At 70.8% G+C, this 12,519-nt stretch carries 11 protein-coding genes; 10 read left to right on the top strand and 1 reads right to left on the bottom strand.

Annotation, left to right across the window (positions count from 1 at the left end; all coding sequences use genetic code 11):
- The first annotated feature begins 79 nt into the window (after nucleotides 1-79).
- Nucleotides 80-352 (top strand): pyrroloquinoline quinone biosynthesis peptide chaperone PqqD, encoded by a 273-nt coding sequence (gene pqqD / locus ACE3N6_RS14715; protein ID WP_374246530.1) that lies wholly within the window; start codon nucleotides 80-82, stop codon nucleotides 350-352.
- Nucleotides 352-1,479: a pyrroloquinoline quinone biosynthesis protein PqqE gene (pqqE, locus tag ACE3N6_RS14710; protein ID WP_374246529.1), complete on the top strand. Its 1,128-nt coding sequence runs from the start codon at nucleotides 352-354 to the stop codon at nucleotides 1,477-1,479. Before pqqD ends, pqqE begins: the two co-directional genes overlap by 1 nt.
- A gap of 9 nt (nucleotides 1,480-1,488) precedes the next feature.
- On the opposite strand, the gene ACE3N6_RS14705 is transcribed toward pqqE, so the two are convergent.
- On the bottom strand, nucleotides 1,489-2,304 hold the full coding sequence (locus tag ACE3N6_RS14705) for an endonuclease/exonuclease/phosphatase family protein (RefSeq protein ID WP_374246528.1): 816 nt from the start codon (nucleotides 2,302-2,304) through the stop codon (nucleotides 1,489-1,491).
- 145 nt (nucleotides 2,305-2,449) lie between these two features.
- On the opposite strand from ACE3N6_RS14705, the gene ACE3N6_RS14700 reads away from it, so the two are divergent.
- The 8 genes from ACE3N6_RS14700 to ACE3N6_RS14665 all read left to right on the top strand — a co-directional run.
- Complete coding sequence (locus tag ACE3N6_RS14700) at nucleotides 2,450-2,866, top strand: GNAT family N-acetyltransferase (RefSeq protein ID WP_374246527.1); 417 nt, start codon at nucleotides 2,450-2,452, stop codon at nucleotides 2,864-2,866.
- Nucleotides 2,867-2,939: 73 nt separating this feature from the next.
- Nucleotides 2,940-4,514 (top strand): peptide chain release factor 3, encoded by a 1,575-nt coding sequence (locus ACE3N6_RS14695; RefSeq protein WP_374246526.1) that lies wholly within the window; start codon nucleotides 2,940-2,942, stop codon nucleotides 4,512-4,514.
- A gap of 763 nt (nucleotides 4,515-5,277) precedes the next feature.
- Nucleotides 5,278-5,805, top strand: a complete 528-nt coding sequence (locus ACE3N6_RS14690) for a hypothetical protein (RefSeq protein WP_374246525.1) — start codon at nucleotides 5,278-5,280, stop codon at nucleotides 5,803-5,805.
- Between the two features lie 57 nt (nucleotides 5,806-5,862).
- Entirely contained in the window at nucleotides 5,863-6,324 is a 462-nt protein-coding gene (gene yidD, locus ACE3N6_RS14685) for a membrane protein insertion efficiency factor YidD (protein WP_374246524.1), read from the top strand.
- A gap of 145 nt (nucleotides 6,325-6,469) precedes the next feature.
- On the top strand, nucleotides 6,470-7,021 hold the full coding sequence (locus tag ACE3N6_RS14680; RefSeq protein ID WP_374246523.1) for a hypothetical protein: 552 nt from the start codon (nucleotides 6,470-6,472) through the stop codon (nucleotides 7,019-7,021).
- A gap of 117 nt (nucleotides 7,022-7,138) precedes the next feature.
- Nucleotides 7,139-9,124 (top strand): TRAFs-binding domain-containing protein, encoded by a 1,986-nt coding sequence (locus tag ACE3N6_RS14675; protein ID WP_374246522.1) that lies wholly within the window; start codon nucleotides 7,139-7,141, stop codon nucleotides 9,122-9,124.
- Between the two features lie 35 nt (nucleotides 9,125-9,159).
- A complete protein-coding gene (locus ACE3N6_RS14670) occupies nucleotides 9,160-10,305 on the top strand; it encodes a patatin-like phospholipase family protein (RefSeq protein WP_374246521.1) in 1,146 nt (381 codons plus the stop codon).
- A gap of 55 nt (nucleotides 10,306-10,360) precedes the next feature.
- Nucleotides 10,361-12,519: TIR domain-containing protein (locus ACE3N6_RS14665; protein ID WP_374246520.1), on the top strand; the 2,159-nt coding region annotated here is incomplete at its 3' end.

Below are 12,519 nucleotides of genomic sequence, written 5' to 3'. Positions count from 1 at the left end.
GTAACCCGACATGGCCTGCGCCAAACCCGTCAGTGAACCGTCGGGTTACGCTGCGCCAACCCGACCGACGCGAGAGACCATGAACCCCACCGCCCGTCCCGTCCTCCAGCGCCTCTACCGCTTCCAGTGGGAGCCGGCCCAGCAGGCCCACGTGCTGCTCTACCCCGAAGGCATGGTCAAGCTCAACCAGAGCGCCGGCGAGATTCTCAAGCGCTGCGACGGCAGCCGCGACGTAGCCGCCATCGTGGCCGACCTGGAGGCCGCCTTCAACGCCACCGGCCTGGGCCCCGACGTGGAGGCCTTCCTGCAGATGGCCGAAGCCCAGAACTGGATCGTCTGGAACCCCGCGTGATGGAAACCCTGCTCGTCCCGCCCCGCCCCGGGCCGCTGTGGCTGCTGGCCGAAGTCACCTACCGCTGCCCGCTGCACTGCAGCTTCTGCTACAACCCGGTGGATTTCGCCCAGGCCGGGCCCGAGCTATCCACCGACGACTGGCTGTCGGTGATCCGCCAGGCCCGGGCGATGGGCGCGGCCCAGTTCGGCATCTCCGGCGGCGAGCCGCTCTTGCGGGACGACATCGAGATTCTGGTGGCGGAGGCGCGCAAGCTCGGCTTCTACACCAACCTCATCACCTCCGGCGTGGGCCTCAACGAAGCACGCCTCGCCGCGCTCAAGGACGCCGGGCTCGACCACATCCAGCTCTCGTTTCAGGACGCCACCCGCGAGGCCAACGACCTCATCACCAACACCCGCACCTTCGACCTCAAGCGCAAGGTGGCCGCCCTCACCAAGGCCGCCGGCTACCCCACGGTCATCAACTGCGTGCTCCACCGGGGCAACATCGACCACCTCGACCGCATCGTCGAGATGGCCGCCGGGATCGGCGCCGAGTTCCTGGAGCTGGCCAACACCCAATATCACGGCTGGGCCTTCCTCAACCGCGCCGCGCTGATGCCCACCGAGGCCCAGCTGGCCGAAGCCGAACGCGTCACCGAGCGCTGGCGCCAGAAGCTCGGCAAGGCCATGCGCATCCTGTTCGTCACGCCGGATTACCAGTCGAAGAAACCCAAGAAGTGCATGAACGGCTGGGGCGAGGTGTTCCTCGCCGTCACCCCGGACGGCCTCGCCCTGCCCTGCCACACCGCGCGCATGCTGCCGGGGCTGGAGTTCCCCGACGTGCGCCAGCACAGCATCGAGTGGATCTGGCGCGATTCCCCGCTCTTCAACCGCTACCGGGGCAACGCCTGGCTGCCCGAGACCTGCCAGACCTGCGACGACAAGGACAAGGACCACGGCGGCTGCCGCTGCCAGGCCTTCATGCTCACCGGCAACCCGGACGCCACCGACCCGGTGTGCCCCAAGTCGCCCGATCATCGCCTCGTCGCCGCCGCGCTGGCCGAAGCGGAGCGGCCCGGCGAGGTGCGACCGCTCGTCTTCCGCGACCCGCAGGAATCCCGCCGCCTCGCCCGGCCGTTCTAGGCCCGCGCCCTACACGATCTCGAGATACAGGGAGGCGTGGTCCGACACGTCGGCGAGAAAGCTCGCCTGGGTGGCACCGGACAGGTCGGGCCAGCCCTTCACCTTCACCTGCGGCGCATCCGCCTCGGGGCCGAAGCGGCTGAAGCTGAGGGACGCCGACGCGATGGCGTGATCCAGGTTCGACTCGCCCGCCGACCCCTTCCAGGTCACCGGCCGATCCTTGGTGAGCAGCTGCATCCCCGCCTCCAGCGCAGCCTCGGCCAGCGCGGCGATCTCGGTGGGCGCATCCACCCGCAGGAACTTCTTGGCCGGCTTGGGGAACATCAGCCCCATGGTGTTCAGGTCGCCCATCACCAGCAGCCGCGACGCACCGTCGCCGCCCAGGTTGCGATCCAGCGCCGACTTGAGCTTCCAGGTCTTGCCGAACATCTCCGCCCGGTTGCCGAAGGCCGGCGCGTCGGTGCCGCTGTCGGTGTGCAGGAACAGCAGGTTGTACCAGACATCCGCGTGGCGCACGCTCAGGAGCGCCCCGGGCCGCAGCCGGTCGTTGCCCACGTCGAACTCCCGCTTCTGGGAGAACACCGCCTGCTGGAAGGCCGAACGCCGCCAGCCCACCAGAATCTCCTGCACCTCCGGCCCGTCGGTGAGGGCAAAGTCGTAGCCCGGGAAGGCCTCCTCCATCAGGGCCCGCACGTCCACGTTCTCGATCTCCAGCAACGCGAACACATCCGGCTTCTGCTTCCGGATATGGCTTGCCACCTTCTTCAGGCGCGCCGCGCCCCCCTTGAAATGCTCGATGTTCCACGACAGGACCGAAAACTTCATGCGTCTGCTTCCTCGCGAGTTGAATGACCTCATCATTATCGCATCCTCGCCGCAACATCGCTGAAACACGCGCGGGTTTCAATGCACGTCCCGCCACCGGCCCACCAGGAGGCCCACCATCAAGGACGACCTGCTCATCGGCCCGATGCACGACGACGACCGCGAAACCGCAGCCGACGTGATCCTCGCCGCCTTCGCCGACCCCACCCGCTACGGCCGCGAGCGCCTCGTCGAACAGCTCGCCCCGGCGGCGATGCCCTTCTATCGCCGCTTCTTCGTGGCCCGCAGGCAGGGCGAGCTGGTAGGCGTGGGCGGCATCAAGGCCGCCGACTGGGCCAGCGACACCCACATCCTGTATCTCTCCGCGGTGGCCGAGCACGCCCGCGGCCAGGGCATCGCCCGGGCCCTCATCCACACCCGCATCGCCTGGCTGATGGAGAACTACGCCCACGGCCGGCTGCTGGTCTCCACCGCGCGCACCCGGCGCTTCACCCGGCTGGGCTTTCGCATGGCCGGCAAGCACGACGCCGGCGGCCGGCGCCTGATGCTGCTCGAGTTCTAAGCCCACGCGCGCACCGGCGGGAGCCACATCGCCCTGTATAATCGCGGGTTTTTCGCATCCGCCGTCTCCCGCCATGTCCGCAGCCGTCCAGCAAATCGCCCGCCGCCGCACCTTCGCGATCATCTCCCACCCCGACGCGGGCAAGACCACCCTGACCGAAAAGCTGCTGTGGTTCGGCGGCGCCATCCAGGTGGCCGGCGAGATCCGCGCCCGCAAGGCCGCCCGCCACGCCACCTCCGACTGGATGGAGCTGGAAAAGCAGCGCGGCATCTCGGTCACCTCGTCGGTGATGCAGTTCCCCTACCGCGACTGCGTCATCAACCTGCTCGACACCCCGGGCCACGAGGATTTCTCGGAAGACACCTACCGCACCCTCACCGCGGTGGATTCGGCGGTCATGGTGATCGACTCGGTGAACGGCGTCGAAGCCCAGACCATCAAGCTGCTCAACGTGTGCCGCCTGCGCGACACGCCCATCGTCACCTTCATCAACAAGCTCGACCGCGAAGGCCGCGAGCCCATCGAGCTGCTCGACGAAATCGAATCCGTGCTGGGCATCCAGTGCGCGCCCATGACCTGGCCCATCGGCATGGGTAAGCGCTTCCGCGGCGTGTACCACCTCTACACCGACACCATCCAGTTCTTCGACCCCCAGGCCGAAAAAGGCACCTCCGAGATCATCCAGGGCCTCGACAACCCGCGCCTCGACGAAGTGATCGGCGAACAGGCCGACGAGCTGCGCATGGACATCGAGCTGGTGCGCGGTGCCTCCCACACCTTCAACCGCGAGGCCTACCTCGAAGGCAAGCAGTGCCCGGTGTTCTTCGGTTCGGCCGTCAACAACTTCGGCGTGCAGAGCCTGCTCGACGCCGTGGTCGAACTCTCCCCCGCGCCCCTGGCCCGCCCCGCCAAGAGCCGCATGGTCGAGCCCATCGAGCCCAAGTTCTCCGGCTTCGTGTTCAAGATCCAGGCCAACATGGACCCGAAGCACCGCGACCGCATCGCCTTCATCCGCGTGTGCGCCGGCCGCTTCGAGCGCGGCGGCAAGCTCAAGCAGGTGAGCACCGGCAAGAGCCTCGCCATCAACAACGCCATCACCTTCATGGCCCAGGACCGCAACACCACCGACGAAGCCTGGGCCGGCGACATCATCGGCATCCCCAACCACGGCACCATCCACCTGGGCGACACCTTCACCGAAGGCGAAGACCTGCAATTCACCGGCATCCCCAGCTTCGCGCCCGAGCACTTCCGCCGCGCCCAGATCAAGAACCCCCTCAAGATGAAGCAGTTGCAGAAGGGCCTCGAGCAGCTCGCCCAGGAGGGCGCCACCCAGCTCTTCCGCCCCACCACCACCAACGAACTCATCCTGGGCGCCGTGGGCACCCTGCAGTTCGACGTGGTGGCCCACCGGCTGGAGTTCGAATACGGCGTGGACGTGATGTTCGAATCCTGCAGCTACGCCACCGCCCGCTGGCTGCGCGGCACCGACGCCGACCTGCGCGCCCTCGCCGACAAATCCCCCGCCAACATGGCGCTGGACGGCAACGGCGACTACGTCTACCTCGCCCCCAACCGGGTGAACCTGCAGATGGCGCAGGAACGCTTCCCCAACATCAAGTTCCTGGAGACGCGGGAGATCTACTGAGGCCGGCGCGCCGGATCAACCGGATTCACCCTGAATCCGCGTGACTTGCCGGGCAGGCTCTCCTGCCCGGCGCCCGTTTGAACAGACGCCTCCAACGCCCCTCGCGCCGGATCGCTGCACGGCGTCGAGGAGGGAGGCTGACCACCCCTCTTCCGCCCATGCGCCACACCGGATGCGCGCAGGGGTATGGATCACGTCTCTCTGCCTCAGCAAGCGCGCAAGGGCGCACTTCCGTTCGAGGGCGCCCCTTTTGTGCATCCGCCGTCGGGTCAGCGAAGTTCTCTGCGATCCCACTCCCCCCCGATACGTCCCTCGCAAGCCGGCGAGGCAAGCTCGCACGGGTGCGAACTGTCCTCGCATCGTGCAGAATCATCCTCGCGCCCGCGCGAGGTCTTCTCGTGCCGGTGCGAGGTGTCCTCGTACATGCGCGAGGCTTCCTCGCGTGCTGCAGAATCGTCCTCGCGCCGCGCCGAGGGCTTCTCGCGCCAGTGCGAGGCGTCCTCGTGCACGTGCGAGGCCTTCTCGCACCCGGCCGAGGCGTCCTCGTGCGCCGCCGAGGCTTGCTCGCGCGGGTGCGCGGGGGGAGATGGCGCGGCGGCGATACGGCCGGCGCCTGGCGTGAGGGCTGCGGCCCCGGCCCGACGGGGCGAGGCTCAGGAGGCATGTGGGCGTGTCAGTAATCTTGTGTTGGAGGCGAGTTTCGATTGATCCCGGCCCCATCGCCCGGACGCTCGCCCGCTGGTCCTGACCGCCCGACGCCACCATGCACCCGCTCCTGCAACAGCTCTCCGGCGGCGACCGTCGCTCCATCGGCGAGGCGGATCGCGTCGCCGCCCGCGTCGCCGGGGCGCCGGCACTGCTCGCCGTGCTCTTCGAGGGGCTCGATGGGGACGATTCGGTGCTGCGCATGCGCTGCGCCGACGTCATCGAGAAGGCGACCGCAGCGCGGCCGGCGCTGCTGGTGCCCTGGAAGGACGCCCTCATCCAGCGCCACGCCCTGGTCACCCAGGCCGAGGTCCGCTGGCACGTGGCGCCCCTGCTGGCCCGCCTGCCCCTGACCCCGGCCGAGGCGGATGCGGTGGTGGCGCGGCTGCTATCCTTCACCCAGGATCGCAGCCGCATCGTGCGGACCATGAGCATGCAGGCCCTGGTCGACATCGGCCTGCGCCATCGCCACCTCCTGCCCGACATCGCCCGGCACATCCGGGAACTCACCGTCACCGGCACGCCGGCCATGAAGGCGCGGGGCAGGCGCCTGATCGACATTCTCGAACGAGCCTCTGGCGGATAGACTCCATCCCGCCCGCGGCTTCGCAAGCCACCCCGACCCGTCCGCCAACGCTCGCCCATGCGCCGCCTCGCCCTCGCCCTGATCCGCTTCTATCAACGCCATCTGTCGCCCCGCAAGGGCTTCTGCTGCGCCTACCGCACCCACACCGGCCGACAGAGCTGTTCGGCCCTGGGGTATCGGGCGGTGCGGCGCTTCGGGGTGATCGGCGGGGTGCGGGTGCTGCGGGCGCGCACCCACCTGTGCGGAGTGGCCCACCGGCGTTACGCCGCGCCGCCGCGGCGCCTGCCGCCGCTCGCCCAGCGCGGCGTGTGCGACGTGGGCTGCGATCTGCCCTGCGACGGCAGCTGCCACCTGCCGGGCTGCGACACCTGCACCACGCCCCTCGAGTGGGCGCTGCGCGTGGCCGACTGCGGCTGCAACTGCGACTGGCCGTCCCGCAAGGACGAGCGCCAGCGCAAGGCCGAGGCCAGCCTCCACCTGCCGCCCCAGCGACGTTTCCCCCACCGCGGGCAAGGCTGAAGCGCCGCCGGGCCCCCCCCCCCCCCCGGGGGCCCCCCCCCCCCCCGCGGGGGGGGGGGGCCCCCCCCCCCCCCCCCGGCCGGGACCCTCCCCGCGGGCCCGCGGGCGACGGGGGTGGACGACCACAGCGCAGCGGAGGTCTTCCATGTGCCCCACCCCTTCAAACCCCCCCTATCCCTGCCACCTCGAAGCCGGCGAGACCCTGACGGTGGAAGTCGGCTACAACCTCGACGACCGGATCGAGCCCTTCGGCTTCGCCGTCTCCAACCAGGCCGTGCACGTGCTGCTGAAAGACGCCGGCCTGCACCTCGAGCCCCAGTTCCACATGGAGCGCCTGCCCGCCGCCACGGTGCGCCGGGTCTGGCTGGAGCCGGTGTCCGCCCTGGGGCGCCGCTTCAAGGGCACGCTGCTCCTCGTCGCCGGCGCACTGACGCTGCTGTGGGGCTGGGACGAGTTCGTCGAGCGGGGCGACTGGCGGGTGCTGGGCTCCGCCGCGCTGCTCGGTGGCCTTGGCGTCTTCATGTTCCGCCATAACCGCGAGCGCCACGCCATCGTGATCGAGACCGCCCGCGAAACCTTCACCCTCACGCCGCCCGTCCCGCTGATCGCGCCCGACGTCGCCGAACTCCACGCCTACCAGGAAGCCTTCGTCGCAGCCTGCGCCGCCATCGGCATCGCCACCGGCAAACCCGCCTGAAGGCGCCGCCCGGCCGCACGTCCCACCGCCTGGCCGCCGGGCTTGGCAGCCTGTCGCCCCCGGGACTAAGATGGACAAGCCATCCGGATAATCCCCCTCGCACCCGAAAGCGCCGCCATGAAACTTCACGCCTTCGTTGCAATGCCCTTCGGCACCAAACCCGACCCGGACGGCAAGCCCATCGATTTCAACCGCATCTACGACGAGCTGCTGCGCCCCGCCCTCGAACGGGTCGGGCTCGACGTGATCCGGGCCGACGAAGAACAGCGCGCCGGCGACATCCGGGTGGACATGTTCCAGGAACTCCTGATGGCCGACCTGGTGCTGGTGGACCTCACCCTCGACAACCCCAACGTGTGGTACGAGCTGGGCGTACGCCACGCCCTGCGCGCCCGCGGCGTGGTGCTCACCCTGGGCCCGCGGGGCACCAAGCCCTTCGACATCTACACCGACCGCAAGCTGGGCTACCGCCTCAAGGACGGCGCCCCCGACCCCGACCACCTCGCCGCCGACATCGCCGCGCTGGCCGAGATGACCCGCGAGACCCTCGAAGCCGGCCCCGAGCGCGTCGTCAGCCCCGTGTACGCCCTGCTGCCCAACCTCGCCGAGCCCGACTGGAAATCCCTGCGCGCCGGTGCCGCGCGGGAGTTCTGGCGCCACCACGACGACTGGTCGATGTGGATCGAGCGGGCGCGCAAGGCCGAACGCCCCGAAGACGTGCTGGTGCTGGCCGAAGAAGCCCCCGTCACCGCCCTGCGGGTCGAGGCCCGGCTGCTCGCCGGCAAAGCCCTGGTCAAGGGCAGGCACTTCAACTTTGCGCTCGAACAGTTCGAGGCCGCCTGCCGCTTCGACCCCACCAACCTCGACGCTGCCCGCAACCGGGGCATGTGCCTGCAGCGCATCGGCCGCAACGACGACGCCCGCGCGGTGTATCGCAAGATCCTCGCCGACCATCCCCGCGACGTGGAAACCCTCGCCCTGCTGGGCCGGCTCGACAAGGACGCCTGGGTGGCCGCCTGGAACCGGGACGGCAGCACCCCCGAACAGAAGCGCAGCGACGCCGCCTACGAAGACGCCCTCCTCCTCACCGCCATCGAATCCTACGTCGCCGCCTTCCGCGCCGCCCCCGGCCACTACTACTCGGGCATCAACGCCCTCACCCTGATCCACCTCTACCGGGATCTCACCGGCCAGCCCTCGCCCTACGACGCCCAGCTCGACTGCATGGCCGGCGGCGTATCGTGGGCCACCGGCTGCGAACTGCTCGACAACAACACCTACTGGGGCCGCGCCACCCTGGGCGATCTGGCGGTGCTGTGCGGCGACACCGCCGGCGTCACCCGCGCCTACAAAGACGCCATCGCCCTGGCCGACAAAGACTGGTTCTCCCTCGACTCCACCCTCGGCCAGCTGCGCGTGCTGCAAGCCATCGGCTTCGCCCCCGAGCGGGTGGCCGCCGGCATCGCCACCTTCGAGCGCGCCCTCGACCGCCTCCAGAAACCCGCCGACAGCTGGAAGCCCGAGAAGGTCTTCCTGTTCTCCGGCCACATGATCGACGCCCCCGGCCGCAAGCAGCCCCGCTTCCCCGCCGACAAGGAGCCCGTCGCCGCCGCTGCCATCGCCCAAGCGCTGGACGACCTGGGCGCCAGCGCCGCCGACCTCGCCCTCACCCAGGGTGCCTCGGGCGGCGACATCCTGTTTGCCGAAGCCGCCATCGCCCGCGGCCTGCGGGTGCAGTTCCTGTTCCCCCTGCCCGAACCCGACTTCATCGCCGAATCCGTGCTCCCCGCCACCAACGGCGACGCCTGGCGCAAACGCTTCCTCAAGCTGCGCGAACACCCCCTGTGCCAGCCCCCGCGGACGATGCCCGACGAGCTTGGCCCCCTGCCCTGCGACAGCCACGGCAACGAACTCAACCCCTACGAGCGCTGCAACCTGTGGCTGCTCAACAGCGCGCTGGCCTGCGGCATCAAGCGCACCCGCTTCGTCTGCCTGTGGAACGGCGGCGGCGGCGACGGCCCCGGCGGCACCCAGCACCTCGTGGAAGAGGTCAAGCGCCGCACCGGGCAGGTCACCTGGCTGGACACGCGCACCATGTGGTAACCCCCGACCGCCCCACCCCAGGAAAGGACTCCGCCATGCCCACCGCCCTCGAAAAGCGCATCGCCGCACCCGGCCCCAAGAAGATCCTCTCCTGCGACGGAGGCGGCATCCTCGGGCTGATGAGCGTCGAGATCCTCGCCCGGCTCGAAGCCGACCTGCGCACCGAAACCGGCAACCCCAAGCTGCTGCTGTGCGACTACTTCGACTTCGTGTGCGGCACCAGCACCGGCGCCATCATCGCCGCCTGCATCGCCGCCGGCATGAGCACCGACAAGATCCGCAAGTTCTACGTCGATGGCGGCAAGCAGATGTTCGACAAAGCCTCGCTGCTCAAGCGCCTGCACTACGCCTACAACAAGGAACCCCTGGCCAGAACCCTGCAGAAGGAACTCTCCGCCGCCCTGGGCGACGACATCACCCTGGGCAGCCCCGGCCTGCGCTCGGTGCTCATGATGGTGATGCGTAACGCCACCACCGACTCCCCCTGGGCCGTCAGCAACAACCCCTTCGCCAAGTACAACCAGCGCGACCGGCCCGACTGCAACCTGCTGCTGCCCCTGTGGCAGCTCGTGCGCGCCAGCACCGCCGCCCCCACCTACTTCCCGCCCGAAGTGGTCACCCTTGGCAAGGGCAAGGACGCCTACGACTTCGTCTTCGTCGATGGCGGCGTCACCACCTACAACAACGCCGCTTTCCTGGCCTTCCAGACGGTCACCGCCGCCCCCTACCGCATCCAGTGGCAGACCGGCCCCGACCGCATGCTCATCGTCTCGGTGGGCACCGGCAGCGCCCCCGCCGTGCGCCCCGGCCTCAAGCCCGACGACATGTGGCTGCTCGACGCCGCCAAGACGGTGCCCGGCGCCCTGATGAACGCCGCCGCCGCCGGCTGGGACATGGCCTGCCGGGTGCTGGGCGAATGCCGCTTCGGCCGCCCCATCGACCAGGAAGTGGGCGATCTGGTGGGCAGCGACACCTTCTCCGGGGCCAAGCAGTTCGCCTACGTGCGCTACGACCCCGACGTGAGCCAGCCCGGCCTCAACGCCCTGGGGCTGGCCGACGTCAAGGCCGCCGACGTGCAGACCCTCGACGCCATCGACCACATCCCCGACATCCAGCGGGTCGGCAAGGCCTTCGCCGCCCGCCATGTGGATGTGAAACAGCACCTGCGCGGCTTCCTCTGAGGCCCCGCCCCCTGCCGCGGGCCGCGCAGCACCCCGGCCCGCCCAGGCCCACGCCATGACCGGCCCGCCCCTCCCCTCCGCCCCCCCCGCCCACCCCCGGCGGCGCCCCCCGCGGACGCGGCGCTCCTTCGCCGCCCGTCTGTTCGGCTACGACCTGTTCATCTCCTTCGCCCTCGGCCAGCTGCCCCGGGGCACCCAGTCCTACGCCTCCGACCTCGCCCGCCAGCTGCGCGAGCGGGATTTCGCGGTGTTCTACAGCGAAGACGAAGCCGCCCCCGGCGACGAACTCACCGACACCCTGCGCCAGGCCCTCCGCCGCGCCCGCATCCTGGTGGTCATCGCCAACAAGGGCATGCTTATGCGCCCCGGCTGGGTGAAGACCGAAGTCGAGACCTTCCGCGCCCTGCACCCCGGCCGGCCCATCATCCCCATCAGCATCGACGGCGCCCTGGGCGACCCGGAAGTCCTCGCCGCCATCCAGGGCTGGCTGCCGGTGGGCGACACCATCTGGCTCGACGAAACCCTCGACGCCGTCGCCCACGGCATCGCCAGCCGCGACGTGGTGGAACGCCTCAGCATCGCCCCCCGCCACGTGCGCATCGGCCAATGGTGGCGGGCCACCGTCACCGGCGTCGGGCTCGCCCTGGTGGCCCTCACCGCCAGCTCGATCTGGTCCGAACACCGCGCCCGCCAGCACGCCGAAGAAGCCCAGGCCGAAGCCATCCGCGCCCAGCGCGCCGAAGAACGGGCCCGGGCCGAACTGCGCAACTCCACCGGCCTGCGCCTGCGCGCCGAATCCTCCGCGATGCTCGCCGGGCTGCGCCCCGAACCCGACGAACGCGCCCTGCTGCAGCTGCTCGCCGCCCTGCGCCTGGGCGGCAACGAACGCCCCCCCGACCCCGAAGCCGAAGGCGACCTCCTCGCCAGCCTGCGCCACGAACGCTACCTGGTGCGCCTGGTGGGCACCGCCACCCCCCTCATCGCCATGGCGGTCAGCCCCGCCGGCGACCGCCTCGTCACCGTCGCCGACGACCGCAGCCTGCAACTCTGGAACGCCCGCACCGCCGCCCCCCTGGGCCCGCCCATCGAAGCCGACGGCGGCACCCTGCGCAGCGTCGCCTTCAGCCCCGACGGCCGGCGCCTCGTCACCGGCAGCAACGACACCACCCTGCGCCTGTGGGATGTGCTCGACGACCGCCTCGCCCCCGCCCTCGCCTTCCCCCTCACCGGCCACATGGACGCCGTGCGCAACGTCGCCTTCAGCCCCGACGGCCACCTCGTCGCCTCCGGCAGCGACGACGGCACCGCCATGCTGTGGGACGTGGGCACCAGCCTCCCCGCGGCGGCGCCCCTCACCGGCCACCGCGACGCCGTCACCGCCGTCGCCTTCAGCCCCGACGGCCGCCGCCTCGTCACCGGCAGCAACGACAACACCCTGCGCCTGTGGGACGTCGCCAGCGGCAAGCCCATCGGCAAGCCCTTCGTCGGCCACACCGACTCCGTGCGCTGCGTCGCCTTCAGCCCCGACGGCCGCCGCCTCGTCTCCGGCGGCTGGGACAACACCCTCATCGTCTGGGACCTCGCCCGCGCCCGCCCCATCGCCCCGCCCCTCGCCGGCCACACCGGCCTCGTGCGCAGCGTCGCCTTCAGCCGCGACGGCCGCGAGATCGTCTCCACCAGCGAAGACGGCACCCTCCGCCTGTGGGACGCCGCCACCGGCGCCCCCCGCGGCGAACCCCTCGCCGGCCACCGCGACGCCGTCACCGCCGCCCGCTTCATCCAGGACGGGCGCGACCGCATCGCCTCCATCGGCCTGGACGGCAGCCTGCGCCTGTGGAACCCCCGCACCGTCTCGCCCCTGGGCGCCCCCCTCGCCGACGGCGGCCACCGGCGCGGAAGCCGCGCGGTCAGCCCCGACGGCAAACGCATCGCCGGCGCCGGCGAAGACCTGCGCCTGCACCTGTGGCGCGTCGGCGCCAGGCGCAACGGCGACAGCCCCGACCCCCGCGACGAGCCCCCCACCGGCGACATCGCCCTGCCCCCCTGGCCCGCCCCCACCCTCGCCCTGCGCTTCAGCCCCGACGGCGCCCGGCTCGCCGCCGGCGGCTACGACGGCAGCCTGCGCATTCTGGACGGGCGCAGCGGTCAGGCCCTCGGCGAGGCCAAACCCCCCCCCCCCCCCCCCCCCGCCGGGCGAGCCCGGGGCCCCCCCCC

This window comes from Zoogloea sp. (genome assembly GCF_041904905.1).
Taxonomy (GTDB): domain Bacteria; phylum Pseudomonadota; class Gammaproteobacteria; order Burkholderiales; family Rhodocyclaceae; genus Zoogloea.
The sequence above is the reverse complement of the archived record's forward strand: the minus strand, read 5'-3'. Positions and strand labels throughout refer to the sequence as shown.

Bases quoted from the DNA above. Each gene is read 5' to 3' on its own strand.
- pqqD (WP_374246530.1), top strand. From the start codon at position 80: ATGAACCCCACCGCCCGTCCCGTCCTCCAGCGCCTCTACCGCTTCCAG.
- pqqE (WP_374246529.1), top strand. From the start codon at position 352: ATGGAAACCCTGCTCGTCCCGCCCCGCCCCGGGCCGCTGTGGCTGCTG.
- ACE3N6_RS14705 (WP_374246528.1), bottom strand. From the start codon at position 2,304: ATGAAGTTTTCGGTCCTGTCGTGGAACATCGAGCATTTCAAGGGGGGC.
- ACE3N6_RS14700 (WP_374246527.1), top strand. From the start codon at position 2,450: ATGCACGACGACGACCGCGAAACCGCAGCCGACGTGATCCTCGCCGCC.
- ACE3N6_RS14695 (WP_374246526.1), top strand. From the start codon at position 2,940: ATGTCCGCAGCCGTCCAGCAAATCGCCCGCCGCCGCACCTTCGCGATC.
- ACE3N6_RS14690 (WP_374246525.1), top strand. From the start codon at position 5,278: ATGCACCCGCTCCTGCAACAGCTCTCCGGCGGCGACCGTCGCTCCATC.
- yidD (WP_374246524.1), top strand. From the start codon at position 5,863: ATGCGCCGCCTCGCCCTCGCCCTGATCCGCTTCTATCAACGCCATCTG.
- ACE3N6_RS14680 (WP_374246523.1), top strand. From the start codon at position 6,470: ATGTGCCCCACCCCTTCAAACCCCCCCTATCCCTGCCACCTCGAAGCC.
- ACE3N6_RS14675 (WP_374246522.1), top strand. From the start codon at position 7,139: ATGAAACTTCACGCCTTCGTTGCAATGCCCTTCGGCACCAAACCCGAC.
- ACE3N6_RS14670 (WP_374246521.1), top strand. From the start codon at position 9,160: ATGCCCACCGCCCTCGAAAAGCGCATCGCCGCACCCGGCCCCAAGAAG.